This window comes from Kitasatospora sp. NPDC056327 (assembly GCF_042261735.1).
Classification (GTDB): Bacteria; Actinomycetota; Actinomycetes; order Streptomycetales; family Streptomycetaceae; genus Kitasatospora.
Genome location: NZ_JBHJRC010000206.1, coordinates 1 through 15378, shown reverse-complemented (window position 1 = coordinate 15378; position 15378 = coordinate 1). Strand labels below are relative to the sequence as shown.

Annotated in this window: 15 protein-coding genes; 5 read left to right on the top strand and 10 right to left on the bottom strand. The window is 73.4% G+C overall.

Annotation, left to right across the window (positions count from 1 at the left end):
• Window positions 1-296: 296 nt before the first annotated feature.
• From ACFCX4_RS25580 to ACFCX4_RS25570, 3 genes are all read right to left on the bottom strand, one after another.
• Window positions 297-1106 carry a DUF3710 domain-containing protein gene (locus tag ACFCX4_RS25580; protein ID WP_376146697.1) on the bottom strand — a complete coding sequence of 270 codons (810 nt, stop codon included), beginning with the start codon at window positions 1104-1106 and terminating at the stop codon, window positions 297-299.
• A gap of 63 nt (window positions 1107-1169) precedes the next feature.
• Window positions 1170-1637, bottom strand: coding sequence for a dUTP diphosphatase (gene dut / locus ACFCX4_RS25575; protein ID WP_376146694.1), 468 nt, complete (start codon window positions 1635-1637; stop codon window positions 1170-1172).
• Complete coding sequence (locus ACFCX4_RS25570; RefSeq protein ID WP_376146691.1) at window positions 1634-2236, bottom strand: PaaI family thioesterase; 603 nt, start codon at window positions 2234-2236, stop codon at window positions 1634-1636. The genes dut and ACFCX4_RS25570 overlap by 4 nt, the downstream gene beginning before the upstream one ends.
• Before the next feature lie 85 nt (window positions 2237-2321).
• On the opposite strand from ACFCX4_RS25570, the gene ACFCX4_RS25565 reads away from it, so the two are divergent.
• Window positions 2322-2771, top strand: coding sequence for a DUF3093 domain-containing protein (locus tag ACFCX4_RS25565; protein ID WP_376146688.1), 450 nt, complete (start codon window positions 2322-2324; stop codon window positions 2769-2771).
• A 248-nt stretch (window positions 2772-3019) separates the two neighbouring features.
• On the opposite strand, the gene ACFCX4_RS25560 is transcribed toward ACFCX4_RS25565, so the two are convergent.
• The 4 genes from ACFCX4_RS25560 to ACFCX4_RS25545 form a co-directional block, all read right to left on the bottom strand.
• Entirely contained in the window at window positions 3020-3319 is a 300-nt protein-coding gene (locus ACFCX4_RS25560; RefSeq protein ID WP_327681335.1) for a DUF4193 domain-containing protein, read from the bottom strand.
• A gap of 488 nt (window positions 3320-3807) precedes the next feature.
• On the bottom strand, window positions 3808-4788 hold the full coding sequence (locus tag ACFCX4_RS25555; protein WP_376146686.1) for an acyl-ACP desaturase: 981 nt from the start codon (window positions 4786-4788) through the stop codon (window positions 3808-3810).
• 292 nt (window positions 4789-5080) lie between these two features.
• Complete coding sequence (locus ACFCX4_RS25550; RefSeq protein WP_376146683.1) at window positions 5081-6394, bottom strand: sensor histidine kinase; 1314 nt, start codon at window positions 6392-6394, stop codon at window positions 5081-5083.
• 94 nt (window positions 6395-6488) lie between these two features.
• Window positions 6489-7142 carry a response regulator transcription factor gene (locus tag ACFCX4_RS25545; protein ID WP_148642660.1) on the bottom strand — a complete coding sequence of 218 codons (654 nt, stop codon included), beginning with the start codon at window positions 7140-7142 and terminating at the stop codon, window positions 6489-6491.
• A 455-nt stretch (window positions 7143-7597) separates the two neighbouring features.
• Between ACFCX4_RS25545 and ACFCX4_RS25540 the strand changes: the two genes are divergently transcribed.
• Window positions 7598-7783: a hypothetical protein gene (locus tag ACFCX4_RS25540; RefSeq protein ID WP_030301315.1), complete on the top strand. Its 186-nt coding sequence runs from the start codon at window positions 7598-7600 to the stop codon at window positions 7781-7783.
• Between the two features lie 228 nt (window positions 7784-8011).
• Here ACFCX4_RS25540 and ACFCX4_RS25535 read toward each other — a convergent pair whose 3' ends face one another.
• A complete protein-coding gene (locus tag ACFCX4_RS25535; protein ID WP_376146680.1) occupies window positions 8012-8845 on the bottom strand; it encodes an inositol monophosphatase family protein in 834 nt (277 codons plus the stop codon).
• A gap of 41 nt (window positions 8846-8886) precedes the next feature.
• Complete coding sequence (locus ACFCX4_RS25530; protein ID WP_376146677.1) at window positions 8887-10029, bottom strand: ferrochelatase; 1143 nt, start codon at window positions 10027-10029, stop codon at window positions 8887-8889.
• Between the two features lie 130 nt (window positions 10030-10159).
• Between ACFCX4_RS25530 and ACFCX4_RS25525 the strand changes: the two genes are divergently transcribed.
• A complete protein-coding gene (locus tag ACFCX4_RS25525; protein WP_376146674.1) occupies window positions 10160-11416 on the top strand; it encodes an MFS transporter in 1257 nt (418 codons plus the stop codon).
• Window positions 11417-11509: 93 nt separating this feature from the next.
• Complete coding sequence (locus ACFCX4_RS25520) at window positions 11510-12832, top strand: D-arabinono-1,4-lactone oxidase (RefSeq protein ID WP_376146671.1); 1323 nt, start codon at window positions 11510-11512, stop codon at window positions 12830-12832.
• Here the strand turns inward: ACFCX4_RS25520 and ACFCX4_RS25515 are convergent.
• Window positions 12829-13674, bottom strand: coding sequence for a hypothetical protein (locus tag ACFCX4_RS25515; protein ID WP_376146668.1), 846 nt, complete (start codon window positions 13672-13674; stop codon window positions 12829-12831). The genes ACFCX4_RS25520 and ACFCX4_RS25515 overlap by 4 nt on opposite strands.
• 582 nt (window positions 13675-14256) lie before the next feature.
• Here ACFCX4_RS25515 and sepH point away from each other — a divergent pair.
• Window positions 14257-15333, top strand: a complete 1077-nt coding sequence (gene sepH / locus ACFCX4_RS25510; protein WP_376146665.1) for a septation protein SepH — start codon at window positions 14257-14259, stop codon at window positions 15331-15333.
• Window positions 15334-15378: the final 45 nt, after the last annotated feature.

Here is a 15378-nt window from a genome sequence, read left to right as displayed (position 1 = left end):
CCGGGGATGTCAACATATCTGGCGTTGACTTTTGGCACGCTGTTGAGTTCTCAAGGAACGGACACTTCCTTCAGGCGGCTTTCACACCGGCCCTCTGGGCGCTTCGTTCTTCCGTGTTTCCAGCTTATCAGATGTTTTCCGCCCCGTTTTCCGGAGTTTCATTCAACCGACTTCGCTTTCCGCTTGTCCCCGCTCTCCCGCGGCGACTCCGGAACTGTACGGGGACGGGGCCGCCACATGCAAATCGCCCCGGCCCGGTGATCCGGGCAGGGGCGATCGGCCTGCTCAAGCCGTGGTCAGCGGACCTCGGTGATCTCCGGGCCACGGGCGAACGGGTCCAGCGAGGTGCCGCCGAAGCGGTTGTCGCCCTCGCCGGCGGCCGCGACGGCGCCGCCGCCGTCGGCGACCATCTGCGCGTCCTCGGGGAGCTTCAGCACGATCGGGTCGCGCGGCGCCATCGGGGTCTCACCGCGGACGACGACCGTCTGCCGGAAGACCTGCTCCAGGATCCCGCCCACCTCGGGCTGGACGGCGGCCTGGCCGGAGATCACGCCGCGGAGGAACCAGCGCGGACCGTCGCAGCCGACGAAGCGCACCAGCTGCACGCCCTGCGTGCCGTCCGGCAGCTGCACCGGGACCTGGGCGCGGAGGTGCCAGCCCAGCGGGCCCTCCTCCTCCTCGACGACGCCCCCCTGAGAGGTGATGCCACCGGCGATCTCCTCTCGGACCTCGCCCCAGATGCCCTCCGACTTGGGGGCCGCGAAGGCCTGCAGCTGGATGGCGCTGTTCCCGAGGACCAGCGTGGCGGCCACGATCGCGTCGCCCGCCACCTCCACCCGGAGCTCCATGCCCTCGACACCGGGGACCAGCAGACCCCCGAGGTCCACACGGCCCTCCTCGGGGTTCTCCAGCTCGGAGGAGTCCCACGGCCCGTCCGGACGCGGGGCCGGCGGCAGGCCGACCCGGTCCGCCGGGTCCAGCTCGGTCACGTTCTCGCTCTCGGCGGAACCTTCGACGTCATCGGCCGTCTCGTCGGCGCTGATGGCGTCGTCGGCGAGCTGCTCGACAGCGTCCTCGCTCTTCTGGCGACGACGGAACACGGTCACTGTCCTTCCCGGTCCAAGACCGATGCGAATACCTGCTCGGCTTCCTGCGAGGCCGCGGGCAGCCTAGACCGCGGCGTGGCCGCCGGTCGACCCGAACCCGCCCTCGGCGCGTGCCGACCCCGGCAGCTCCGCCACCTCGTGGAAGCGGGCCTTCTCGACCTGCTGGATGACCAGCTGGGCGATCCGGTCCCCTCGGCGGAAGCTCACACCCTCGCGCGGGTCCAGATTGACGACGATCACCTTGATCTCTCCACGGTACCCGGCATCGACCGTCCCTGGGGCGTTCACCAGAGCAACGCCGCAACGAGCTGCGAGTCCGGACCGGGGGTGGACGAACGCGGCGTAGCCGTCGGGCAACGCGACGGCGATGCCGGTGGGAAGGACGGCCCGCTCGCCGGGGGCCAGCTCGGCGTCGACCGTCGTCCTCAGGTCGGCGCCGGCGTCGCCGGGCTGCGCGTAGGCGGGCAGCGGGAGCTCGGGGTCGATCCGCCGGATCAGGACGTCGACGGGCTCGCGGGGGGTGCTGCTCAAGGGTTCACCTCAAAGGTTCGGGCTCGCTGCATCAGGTCGGGGCCGTCGAGCACCTTCTCGACGTCCTCGGGACGACCGTGCTTGGTGAAGTGTTCCAGCTTCACCTGGACGAACAGTGCCTGTGCGCGCAGCGCGACCGGTCCGTCCGGTCCGCCGATCCGGGCCTCGGCCGCGCTGTAGACCTTCCGCCCGTGCACACCGGTGATCCGGGCGCGCAGGTGGAGGGTGGAGTCGACCGGCACCGGGCGGAGGAAGTCGGTCTCCAGCCGGCCGGTGACGGCGGGGACGTGCAGCAGCCAGTTGAGCGTGCCCAGGGTCTCGTCCACGGCCGTGGCCAGCAGGCCGCCGTGGGCCAGGCCCGGACCGCCCTGGTGCTCCGCCCGGACGGTGAACTCGGCGGTGACCTCCAGGCCCTCGCCGGCGACCGCGTCGATCCGCAGGCCGGACGGGTGCCGCGGGCCGCAGCCGAAGCAGTGCTCGTAGTGGGAGCCCAGGCTGGTGCCGGGAGCGGGGGCCTCGGGGGCGCGCGGCGGGAGGACGGCCTCCGGCGGCGGCGTGGTGGGGGTCAGGGGCGGGATGGGGGCAGTCGAACCGGTCACGGCGCCCCACCCTACCGAGCGGTAGCGGGCCCGGGGGCGGGGGTTGCGTCCGGTAGCCGGCGTAACGGCGCCCACAATGGAGGGCATGTACGACGAACGCCTCACCGCGCCGCGCTCCTGGTGGCTGTTCCCGGTCGTGATCGGCCTGACCCTCGCCCTGATCCTGCTGCGCGTCAGCGCGGTGGGCGCGCTGGCCGGGCTGGTGGTCGGGATCGCCGCCGGGGCGGCCGCGATCAGCAGTTACGGCTCGGCCCGGATCCGGGTGGTCCAGGGTTCCCTGGTGGCGGGCCAGGCCCGGATCCCGGTGGACGCCCTCGGCGCCGCGCACGCGCTCGGCCCGGCCGAGGCCGCCGCCTGGCGCGGCCCCAAGGCCGACCCGCGCGCCTTCATGCTGCTGCGCAGCTACGTGCCGACGGCGCTGCGGGTCGAGGTGAGCGACCCGACGGACCCGACGCCGTACCTCTATCTGTCGACCCGCTCGCCGATGAAGCTCGCGGAGGCCCTGGACGAGGCCCGCCGCGGCGCCCGCGCCTGAGAGGGACCGGCCCGGCGGTGACCGGCGGGCCGGAGGACCACCGGAACAGCAAATGGAGAGGGACGGTACCGCCTGTGCGGTACCGTCCCTCCGCGTCTCCGGGAGACGCCTCTCCATCCGACGTATGACTGGTGCGTCCGTCGTGACGGACGCCGGAGCTGCCGTCCGGCCCCGCTGCCCGGGGCCGGAAGGGGCGACGCACCGGTCTCGCGGACACCGCGAGGCCCGAGTCATGACCGCCCTGGTCCTCAGGCGCCGCAGTCCCGGCAGATCGGGTTGCCGTTCTTCTCGCTGTACAGCTGGCTGCGGTGGTGGACCAGGAAGCAGCTCATGCAGGTGAACTCGTCGGCCTGCCGCGGCAGCACCCGGACGGAGAGCTCCTCGTTCGAGAGGTCCGCGCCGGGGAGCTCCATGCCCTCGGCGGCCTCGAACTCGTCGACGTCGACCGAGCTGCCGCCCTTGTCGTTCCTGCGGGCCTTGAGCTCCTCGATGCTGTCCTCGTTGAGCTCGTCATCGGTCTTGCGTGGGGTGTCGTAGTCGGTAGCCATATTTCGCTCTCCCCCTCCGGGTTGTGCGGTGTGTGCGGTATCTCCAGCGCACGTAACGCATGGGGGGTCGGTCTTGTGCCCGACCCGAGGCGGAGATTTTGCCTTACTTCAAGCCCCGTTACTCAATCGACACTCAGCCGGGGGTCCGTTGGGGTGATCCACTCGGGCGTTCGGGGCCTCACGCAGGGCCATCGCGACGGCCTTCGCACGACCGCCCGGCAGACACGCTGCGTGACCAAGGGCCCTCAACGCACTCGCCAATTCCCTTGCCCACCTGGGCGGGGAGCCAATCCTCCGATCCACCCCCGATCGCCTACCTGCTCACGGACGGCGATCGGAGGGGTCGGGGGCATGATCACTCTCCGGGGTCGGCCCGAAGCGTGCAGCGACACGGTGTGAGCTTGGTCACGTTCGAGCCCGCCCTGGGCAAACCGTGGAAAATCCGCCCAAGCCACTACGCCGCCACGACACCGCGGCGGCGCCCGCGGCTACGCCTGCTTCCGGGCCGCGCGGCGGGCCAGCAGGGCCGCCTGCCGCTCCTCGAACTTGGCCGCCTGGGCGTCCAGCCCTTCGAGGAAGACGCCGAGCTCCTGCTGGGCGCGCGCGCCCTCCGGCCCGAGACCCTGGACGTCCATCACCTTGAGGTGGCGCAGCACCGGCTGCAGCACGTCGTCGTGGTGGATGCGCAGGTTGTAGACGCCGCCGAGGGCGATCTGGGCGGCGGCCCGCTCGAAGCCGGGGATCCCGTGGCCGGGCATCCGGAAGTCGGTCACCACGTCGGCGATGGCGCGCATGGCCTGGTCGGGGGCGATCTCCAGGGCGGCCTTCAGCAGGTTCCGGTAGAAGATCATGTGCAGGTTCTCGTCGTTGGCGATCTTCGCCAGGAGCTGGTCGGCGAGCTCGCAGCCGGCGAAGTGACCGGTGTTGCGGTGCGAGATCCGGGTGGCCAGCTCCTGGAAGGCCACGTAGGCGACCGACTGCAGCATGCTGTGCGCGTTGTCGGACTCGAAGCCCTCCGACATGTGGGCCATCCGGGCCCGCTCCAGCTCCACCGGGTCGACGGCCCGGGTGGTGAGCAGGTAGTCGCGGATGGCTATCCCGTGCCGGCCCTCCTCCGCGGTCCAGCGGTGCACCCAGGCCCCCCAGGCGCCCTCGCGGCCGAACATGGTCGCGATCTCGTGGTGGTAGCTCGGGAGGTTGTCCTCGGTGAGCAGGTTGACCACGAGCGAGACGCGGCCGAGCGGGGTCACCTTGGAGTCGGCGGACTGCCAGGCCTCGCCGCCGAGCACGCCGTCGAAGTCGCGGCCCCGGCTCCACGGCACGAACTCGTGGGGCATCCACTCCTTGGCGACCTTGAGGTGCCGGTTGAGCTCCTTCTCGACGACCTCTTCCAGGGCCAGGATCAGCCGCGCGTCGGTCCAGGCGCTCGAACCGAGCGAGGTGCTGCGCTGCACGGGGGCGATGGTCACGGGTCTGGCTCCTGGGGGACGGGCACGCGCGGGACGGGCGCGTTGAACGGGTACGCCGGAGTCCGTACGGACCGCACTTACGGTCGCGTAGGTTACGACACCGTAAGTTGCTCGGGCCGGAAAAGACAAGCCGCCCCGGCCAGGGCTTATGTCGTCTTGACAGGCCTGGCGGGGGCGGCTGGGAATGGTCGGCGCACGGACTTGGCTCACCCGGACGGCGCAGCGGCCCCGAGAAGGGCCGTGGCGGGGTCGCCACGGCTCTCGGGGCCGCCCGGCGTGCTCGGGGCTCCGGCTACGCGCCCGGGATGCGCACGCGCATCGTGAGGCCTCCCCCGGCTCGTGGTGTGGCCTCGATGGTGCCGTTGTGCGCCCGGACCACCGAGCGGACGATCGAGAGGCCGAGCCCGACCCCCTTGTCGCTGCGGGTCCGGTCGGCGCCCTTGACCCGGCGGAAGGGCTCGAAGATGTGCTCCAGCTCGTAGCCGGGCACCACCGGGCCGGTGTTGGAGACCACCAGCTCGCCGCCGCCGGGCACCGGGGCCGTGGTGATCTCGACCCAGCCGTCCGGGACGTTGTAGCGGACGGCGTTCTGCAGCAGGTTGAGCGCGATCCGCTCCAGCAGGACGCCGTTGCCGGAGACCGGCGCCGGGTGCAGCGAGGCGCGCAGGTCCACCTCGCGCCTGGTCGCCTCCGCCCGGGTCTGTTCCAGGGCCCGGGTGGCCACCTCGGAGAACTCCACCGGGCGGCGGTCGGTCAGCTCGTTGTCGCTGCGGGCGAGCAGCAGCAGGCCCTCGACCAGCTGCTCGCTGCGCTCGTTGGTGGCCAGCAGGGTCTTGCCGAGCTGCTGGAGGTCCGGCGAGGCCTGCGGGTCGGAGAGCTGGACCTCCAGCAGGGTGCGGTTGATCGCCAGCGGGGTGCGCAGCTCGTGCGAGGCGTTGGCGACGAACCGGCGCTGGGAGTCGAAGGACCGGTCGAGGCGCTCCAGCATGTCGTCGAAGGTGTCGGCGAGCTCCTTGAGCTCGTCGTCGGGGCCGTCCAGCTCGATCCGCCGGTGGAGGTCCGAGGAGGCCACCTCGCGGGCGGTGCGGGTGATCCGGCCGAGCGGGCGCAGCACCCGGCCCGCCATCGCGTAGCCGGCCGCGAAGGCGATCACGGCGAGGAAGACCAGCATCGTGAGCGACTTGCGGAGCAGGGTGTTCAGGGCCCCGTTCGACTTCGCGTTGTGGCTGTCGGTCAGGTACTGGTTGAACTGCTCGGTGCTCATCCAGGCGCCGTTCACCCGGGCCCCGCTCGGGCCGAAGTCGAAGGGCGGCGGCGCGACGTCCTGGAGGGCCTGCCGGACGAAGACGTACATCAGCAGCAGCAGCACCACGCCGGCCATCAGGAACATCCCGCCGTAGAGCAGGGTGAGCCGGATCCGGATGGTGGGTCGGAACGGCAGCCAGGCGAGCATGCCGTCGCCGGGCACGTAGGTGTCGTGCGAGGGGTGGTGCAGCCGGGGGGCGCGCGGCGGGTGGGCCGGCTTGGGCGGCACGGGCCGGTCGGGCACGGCGCGCCCGCCGGAGGGCGCGCCGGAGGGCCCGCCGGCCGGGGGCGGGGTGGTCATGATGGTCCTCTCGGGGCGTCCGCCGCGGCGGGCGCGTGGTGGGGGCCGGGATCCGGACGGCCGGTGGCGGCGCCGGTGGGATCCCGGGGTCCGGTCAGATCCGGTAGCCGGAACCCGGGACGGTGACGATCACGGGCGGGTCGCCGAGCTTGCGGCGCAGCGTCATCACGGTGACGCGGACGACGTTGGTGAACGGGTCGGTGTGCTCGTCCCAGGCCTTCTCCAGCAGCTGCTCGGCGGAGACGACGGCGCCGCCGGCCCGCATCAGCACCTCCAGGACGGCGAACTCCTTGGGGGCGAGCTGGACGGGACGGCCGTCGCGGATGACCTCGCGGCGGCCGGGGTCGAGCGAGATGCCGGCCCGTTCGAGGACGGGGGGCAGCGGGACGGTCGCGCGGCGGCCCAGGGCGCGGACCCGGGCGACGAGTTCGCTGAAGGCGAACGGCTTCGGAAGGTAGTCGTCCGCACCGATCTCCAGGCCCTCGACCCGGTCGCTGATGTCGCCGGAGGCGGTCAGCATGATCACCCGGGTGGCCAGGCCCTGGTCCACGACGCTGCGGCAGACGTCGTCGCCGTGGACGAGCGGAAGGTCGCGGTCGAGCACGACCACGTCGTAGTCGTTGACCGCGATGCGCTGGAGCGCGGCCTCCCCGTCGTAGACCACGTCGACGGCCATCGCTTCGCGGCGCAGACCGGTGGCGACGGCCTCGGCGAGCAGCTGCTCGTCCTCGACGACGAGAACCCGCACGGTTGTTGTCCCTTCTCCAGGCCGGCCCCGGAAGCGGACGCACGGCTCCGACGGTTCCTCCATCCTGCCTGGTCCTGCGGTAAAGCAGCGATAAGCTGCCCCGGGGGCCCGGCCGCCCGCGGCGGCGCCGGGCGCACCGGCCCGGGGGTTCGTGCCGGGAACAGTCCGGTTGGACTGTGACGCGGGCAACTTTCTTCCGCCGGGAGGTTTCCCGGCCCCGGGGGCGGGGAGGACAGCTGCACACCCGCGATCCGGTTTCTGAGCCGATCGCACCCACCCGCCGTGCGTTCATCCGCGCCGGCCCTGGGGCTGGGGCGTCACCGGGAGCGGCCCAAGGCCGTCTCCGCGCCCGACCGGAGCTCTTCACCGCCCGGATCGGACGCTTCCGCTGGCCACCGTCGCCCCGGGGCGGGGGGCGCACGACCGTGCACGTCCGACACAGTAAGGGGGCCCGTATGGACGCCTTCACCGCCGGAATCCTGCAGCGCATCGCCAATGCCGAGCAGGACCTGCACCGCGCGATCGAGGCCGGGGACGAGTTCCTCGCCGAGGTGGAACAGTCCGAGCTGGACGATCTGCGCCGTCTCGCCGCCGAGCACGGCGTGGACACGGTGCTGGAGCGCCACCGCACCGCCGCCTGACCCTCCACCGACCCGTCGCCGGACCTCCGGCACCAGCGGCCCTGCGGGGGCCGTGCGAAATCCCAGGCCCTGGCATCCCCCGTGTGCCAGGGCTCTTCGCATGCCCGGAACGCGTCGTCCGGAGGAACCGGGGTGCCGCGTTCCGGGGGCACGGACCCGGACTCGTGCGTTCCGGCACCGAGCGCCACGGGCCCGCCCGCCGTGGCGCGGGCGGGCCCGGCGCGGCTCTCAGTCCTCCCAGGCGCGCAGCGCGGCCAGCCGTTCCTGGAGCGGCTCGTAGACGCCGGGGGCGGCGGCCACGGTGAGCGCGCCGTCCGGCCCCGCACCGGGACGGCCGCCGACCAGGGCGCCCGCCTCCGCCGCGATCAGGCAGCCGGCCGCCCGGTCCCAGGGGGCCAGCCCGCGCTCGTAGTAGCCGTCCAGCCGGCCGGCCGCGACGTCGCAGAGGTCCACGGCGGCGGCGCCGGCCCGGCGGATGTCGCGCACCTCGGGCATCAGGCCCAGCACCACCTCGGCCTGCCGGACCCGGACCTCGCGGACGTAGGCGAAGCCGGTGCCGATCAGTGCCTGGCCCCAGGGCGGCGCCGGGCGGGCCGAGAGCGGCAGGCCGTCCCGCTCGGCCCCGCGGCCGAGGACGGCGTGGAACAGCTCTCCGCGCGCCGGGGCGTACACGACACCGACCACCGCGCGCCCGTCCAGCTCGGCCGCCACGCTGACCGCCCAGGACGGCAGGCCGTAGAGGTAGTTGACGGTGCCGTCGAGCGGGTCGACGACCCAGCGCACGCCGCTGGTCCCGGGCCGCTCGGCGCCCTCCTCGCCCAGGTAGCCGTCCTCGGGCCGGCGCCCGGTGATCAGCTCCAGGACGAGCTTCTCGGAGGCGAGGTCCATCTCGGTGACCACGTCGACCGGGCTGCTCTTGGTGCCGGCCACGCCGAGGTCGGCGGGCCGGCCGTCGAGCAGCAGGGCCCCGGCCCGGCGGGCGGCGTCCAGGGCCACGTCGAGCAGCTCGTCGAGCAGGGCGGGATCGGGCGCGGCGGGGCTGTGCACGGCGGGGCTGGACACGGGTTCTCCTCCGGGGAACGGAACGGGAACGGAAGCGGGGTTCAGCGCTCGGCGGCGGCCGGGCGCGGGGCGCGCGGGTTGGGGCAGCAGGCCACCGCACAGACGTCGTGACCGGGGCCGAGCGTGCCGAGGGCGCAGCGGGTCACCGGCTCGCCCCGCTCGACGGCGGCCCGCTCCAGCACGAGCTCGCGCACGGCGGCGGTGAACCGGGGGTCGGCGCCGACGGTGGCGGCCCGGGCGACCGGCAGACCGAGTTCGGCAGCCCTGGCCGCCGCCTCGGTGTCCAGGTCGTACTTGACCTCCATGTGGTCGGAGACGAAGCCGATCGGGACCATCACCACGGCCGGGGCGCCGTCGGCGTGCTGGGCCTCCAGGTGGTCGCAGATGTCGGGTTCCAGCCAGGGGACGTGCGGAGCGCCGCTGCGGCTCTGGAAGACCAGCTCCCACGGCCGGTCGTCGACGCCGGTGCGCTCGGCGACGGCCCCGGCGACCAGCCGGGCCACCTCCAGGTGCTGGGCGACGTAGGCGCCGCCGGGGCGGCCGCGGGCCGGGTCGTCCGGGGCTCCGGAGGTCTCGGCCATGCCGTCCGGGATGGAATGGGTGGTGAAGGCCAGCCGGGCACCGGCCCGGACCTCCTCGGGCAGCCGTCCCAGCGCGGCCACGGTGGCGTCGATCATCGGCTCGACGAAGCCGGGGTGGTTGTGGAAGTGGCGCAGCTTGTCGACCCGCAGCTCGGGCAGGCCCTCGGCGGCCAGGGTGGCCAGCGCGTCGGCGAGGTTCTCCCGGTACTGGCGGCAGCCGGAGTACCCGGCGTAGGCGCTGGTGGCGAGGACGGCGATCCGGCGGTGGCCGTCGGCGGCCATGTCGCGCAGGGTGTCGACCAGGTAGGGCGCCCAGTTCCGGTTGCCCCAGTACACCGGCAGGCCGAGGCCGTGCTCCGCGAAGTCCTTGCGCAGGGCGGCCAGCAGCTCGCGGTTCTGCTCGTTGATCGGGCTGACGCCACCGAACAGGAAGTAGTGCCTGCCGACCTCCCGGAGCCGTTCCCTGGGGATGCCGCGCCCCCGGGTGACGTTCTCCAGGAACGGGACGACCTCCTCGGGGGCCTCCGGCCCGCCGAAGGAGAGCAGCAGCAGGGCGTCGTACGGAGCGGCGCCGGCGAGGGGGGTGTTGCGCGCGTCGGACATGGCTCCGATCCTGCCACTGCGAACGGAGGGGCCGGTGCCGGGCCCGCGCCCGGTGTCCGGAAAATACTGATTGCCAAGGTTCGTAAGCTGTCCATACCAGCAACGTTCCTTACCCCCCTGCGGAGCCCCAGTGCTGTCCAGCTACCGCCAGATCTTCGCCTCCCCCGGCACTCTGGCCTTCTCCTCCACCGGGTTCATATCCCGGCTGCCGATCTCCATGACGGGGATCGGCATCGTCACCATGCTCTCCGAACTGCGCGGATCATTCGGCGTCGCCGGCCTGGTCTCGGCCACGATGGCGGTGTCGGCCGCGATCCTGGGACCTCAGGTGTCCCGGCTGGTGGACCGGCACGGGCAGCGCCGGATCGTCCTGCCGGCCACCGCGCTCACCGTGGCGGCCGCCGTCGGCCTGCTGCTGTGCGCCCGGCTGGAGGCACCGGTCTGGACGCTCTTCGTGTTCGCGGCCGGCATGGGCGTGATGCCGAGCACCGGAGCGATGGTGCGGGCGCGCTGGGCGCACCTCTACCGGGACGAGAGCCCCAGGCTGCACACCGCGTACTCGTTCGAGGCGGTGGTCGACGAGATCTGCTTCATCGTGGGCCCGATCCTCTCCGTGACGCTGGCCACCGCGGTATTCCCGGAGGCGGGCGTGCTGCTCGCCGGGGTCTTCCTGGCGGTGGGCGTGGCCCTGTTCGCCGCCCAGCGCTCCACCGAGCCGCCGGTCCATCCGGCCGCCCGGCAGGCCGGCAGCCCGGTGATCCTCAACGCGGGCCTCCAGGTGCTGATCCTGACCTTCGTGGCCACCGGGGCGATCTTCGGATCGGTCGAGGTGGTCACCGTCGCGTACGCCAAGGCGCAGGGACACGGCGCCACCTCCGGTCCGATCCTGGCGCTCTGGGCGCTCGGCTCCTGTCTCGCCGGCGTGGTCTTCGGCACCCTGAAGCTGACCGGCTCGATGGCCGTGCGCTTCCTCGGCGGGGTGGTGTTCATGGCCGTCAGCATGGTGCCGCTGCTGCTGCTCGCCGAGTCGGTGAACGGCATCGGCGGCCTGGCCGCGGTCGGCGGCGCGCTGCTGATCGCGGGCATCGCCATCTCCCCCACGCTGATCACCGCGATGGCCCTGGTCGAGCGGCTGGTGCCGGCCGCCCAGCTGACCGAGGGCATGACCTGGACCACGACCGGACTGGCGCTGGGCGTCGCGGTCGGCTCCTCGGCCGGCGGCTGGGTGGTCGACGCCGCCGGGGCCGCCACCGGCTACTGGGTGCCGCTGGCAGCCGGGCTCTTCGGCGTGGTGGCCGCGGTCGCCGGGCTCGGCCGGCTCCGCACCGGACTCACCGCCGACGCGCCCGCGGTGCCGTCGGCCGAAACCGTGGACCTCGAACGGTGACCTGACTTACCCTCCTCCCTACCCGTGGCCCTACCCGCGGGTAGGGAACGAGGTGAGCCGACACCGTTCGGCCACGGAGCAGGAGGCGCCGGGATGCCCCAGGCCAGAACCGCGACCCGCACCCGCTGGACCAACTGGGCGGGCAACCAGAGCACCGTTCCCGCCCGGGTGGTGACCCCGGGCACCGCGGAGGAACTGGCCAGGGAGATCCGGCGCGCCGCCGTCCAGGGCCGCACCGTCAAGGCGGTCGGCGCCGGCCACTCGTTCACCGCGATCGCCTCCGCCGGGGACGGCGTGCTCGTCCGGCCCCACGCCCTGACCGCCGTCCGCGGCCTCGACCGGGAGAACGGCACGATCACCGTCGAGGCCGGCCTGCCGCTGCACCGGCTCAACCGGACGCTCGCCGCCGCGGGCCTCTCGCTCACCAACATGGGTGACATCGAGGTGCAGACCGTGGCCGGCGCCACCAGCACCGGCACCCACGGCACCGGCCGGGACTCCGGCTCGCTCGCCGCCCAGATCCGCGGCCTGGAGATCGTGCTCGCCGACGGCGGCATCCGGCGCTGCTCCCCCACCGAGGACCCCCGGCTCTTCGAGGCCGCCCGGCTCGGCCTCGGCGCGGTCGGCGTGATCACCGCGCTCACCCTCGCCGTCGAACCGGCCTTCCTGCTCACCGCGCACGAGCAGCCGATGCGCTTCGACGAGGTGCTGGACCGGCTGGACGACCTCACCGCGGTCAACGAGCACTTCGAGTTCTACTGGTTCCCGCACACCGACCGCTGCTCCACCAAGCGGAACAACCGCAGCCAGGGCCCGGCCGCGCCGCTGCCCCGGTTCAAGGAGTGGCTGGAGGACGACTTCCTCTCCAACACCGTCTGGGAGGGCGCCTGCCGGGTCGGCCGCCGGTTCCCCGGCTCGGTGCCCGCGATCGCCGCGCTGGCGAGCCGCGCCTGGTCGGACCGCAGCTACACCGACACCGCGTACAAGGTGTTCACCAGCCCCCGCAAGGTGCGTTTCACCGAAATGGAGTACGCGGTGCCCCGGGCGGCGGCCGGTGAGGTGCTGCGCGAGCTGCGGGCCATGGTCGAGCGGTCCGACTGGCGGATCAGCTTCCCGGTCGAGGTGCGGTTCGCGCCCGCCGACGAGGTCTGGCTCTCCACCGCGCACGGCCGGGACACCGCCTACATCGCCGTCCACCTCTACCGCGGCAGCGCCGAACAGGGGTACTTCACGGCGGTCGAGCGGCTGATGGCCGAGCACGGCGGCCGACCGCACTGGGGCAAGCTGCACACCCGGGACGCCGGGTACCTCGCCGGGGTCTACCCGCGCTTCGCGGACTTCACCGCGCTGCGCGACGAGCTCGACCCGGACCGCCTCTTCGGCAACGACCACCTGCGCCGGGTGCTCGGCAGCTAACCCTGCCCCTGGCCCTCACCCTGCCGGGCGGGGCCGGCGGCCGGGGGTTCGGCGGCGGTGGTCGGTGCCGGGGGCTTCGGGGTCGCGCCGCCGGTGGGCTTCGCCGGGGCGGTCCCGTCACCGGCGGGCGCGGAGGGGGTGGCCGGGGCGCTCGGCTCGCCGGTGGGGCGGGCGGACGGGGGCGCCGTGGGCGTCGCGGAGGGCCCCGTTCCCGTCCCGGCCCCGGCCGAGGGACCGGCCCCCGGCCCGTCGCCCTTCCCGTCCCGGTCCGGCTCGGGGCTCGGCCGCCCGGACGCGCCACCGTCCCGGTCGGCCGGCGGCGCGGGCACGGAGGCCGGCCCGGAGGACGGCGCGTCACCCGGAGGGACGGTCGGTTTCCGGTCGACCCGGCCGCCGATCGAGGTGCCGGTGCCCGACTCGCCCTTGACCGTCGCCGACACCGGCTGACCGGTCGCCAGTTCGAAGGCGAGGATCGGCACCATCGCCAGCGTGAACACCAGCACCGAGACGGCCGTGTACGACTTCCAGGTCCACCGCCGCCGCGCCCGGACCACCCGCGGGGTGCTCCACTGCGCCGGGGGCGGCGGGACCGCGGCGGGTCCGGCCGCCGGTTCGGGCTCCTGCCGGAGCCCGTTGGCCCGCCGCCCCGGCCCGCCGGCCCGGTCGACGGCGCCGCGCAGCTGTTCGCCGGTGCGTCTGAACACGTGCTGGAACACCGCGCCGCCGGTGGTCGCTCCGATGCTGACCACCGCCGCGCCGAGAATGGTGCCGTACACCCCGAGTTCGGACGCGAGCAGCGCCCCCACCACGGTGGCCAGCGCACTGGCGGCGACCTGAGCCACACTCAGATCAATTCGCCTGCGACCTTCCTCGGCTCCGTCCCGGCCGGCCTTCACCTGCGGCATCAACATCCCTCGTGATCAGTACGACTGTCCTTCGAACAAGTCACTCCATCTTGCCCAAAGAAGGACACAAGGGTCGAAAATGCGGTTCTCCGAGAGAGATATATGTGAAGATGATCACCGTTCACCGGCCGGTCCTCGGCCATTGGGGTCGGGCGCTCTTGAGATTCCCGTGAATCGCGGGAGACTTGAGCGGCGAGCCGCCCCTTTGGATGCCACGAATGGAGTACTGTTCGTAAAGCCCGAGCCTTGGGTCGACTTGTCGACTGCCCCTCAACCGGCAGTCTGACGAAGAGCCATGGTGCAGGCACGCACGGCGACGCCCGTCCCGGACCGTCGCGTTCACTGCGCGTGCGAGGACGGCCGGGACACCCAGGCGCGACGTCGACGGATGGCGTGGCAAAAAGGCAACCGTGCCACAGCGGCGTGGCCGGGCGTAAGCCCGACACGCCGGGGAACTCAGCAAGGTTGTGGCCAGTCGCGAGCGGGCAGGCCACACTCAGTACGGGAGCAGCGACGCAGGTGACGTCGGCAGGCACCACCCGGGAGGTAACCGTGCCCGAACTGCGGGTTGTGGCCGTCAGCAACGACGGCACACGGCTGGTGCTCAAGGCTGCCGACAGCACGGAGTACACCCTTCCCATCGATGAGCGGCTGCGCGCCGCCATCCGTGGTGACCGGCCGCGCCTCGGCCAGATCGAGATCGAGGTCGAGAGCCACCTCCGCCCCCGGGACATCCAGGCGCGGATACGAGCCGGTGCCTCCGCCGAGGAGGTCGCGCAGGCGGCCGGCATCTCCGTCGACCGGGTCCGCCGCTTCGAGGGTCCCGTGCTGGCCGAGCGCGCCTTCATGGCCGAGCGGGCCCGCAAGACCGCGATCCGCCGGCACGGCGAGGCCCCCGGGCCGCAGCTGGGCGAGGCGGTGGCCGAGCGGCTGGCGCTGCGCGGCGCGGAGAAGGAGACCGAGCGCTGGGACTCCTGGCGGCGCGACGACGGCACCTGGGAGGTCATCCTCTCCTACCGGGCCGACGGCGAGGGCCGGAGCGCCGCCTGGACGTACGACCCGCCGCGCCGGCTGGTCCAGCCGAACGACGACGAGGCCCGCGCGCTGATCGGCGAAACGGTCGAGCGCGAGGAGGAGTCGGTCTTCCCGTTCATCCCGCGGATCGCCCGGCTCCCCCAGGAGCGTCCGCCGCGTCCGATGATCGACCGGCCCTCGGCGGACCGGATCATGTCGGCCCGCGAGGTGCGGGAGTCCCGGGAGGCGACGGCCGAGCGCGACTCGCTCACCAGCCTGCTGGACGTCGTGCCGGCCTTCCGCGGCGACATCGCGGTCGGCGCGCCGCCGACCGTCGAGCCGGTGCCCGCCGAGGTGGCCGGGGAGCCGGAGGAGCCGGCCGCGGCCGCCGCCCCGGCGGTCGGCGCGGGCTCGGCGTACGCGGACATCCTGATGCCGCGCGCGGTCGCACCGCACCGGGAACGGCTGGTCGGCACCACCGACCGGCAGGCCGAGGCGGACGGCGTCCGGCCCGGTCGCCGGGCCACCGTGCCGAGCTGGGACGAGATCGTCTTCGGCAGCCGGCGCAAGAAGCAGGAGTAGCCGGAACGACGGAACCGGTACGGCGGAGGGGCGGGTGGCTGCGGC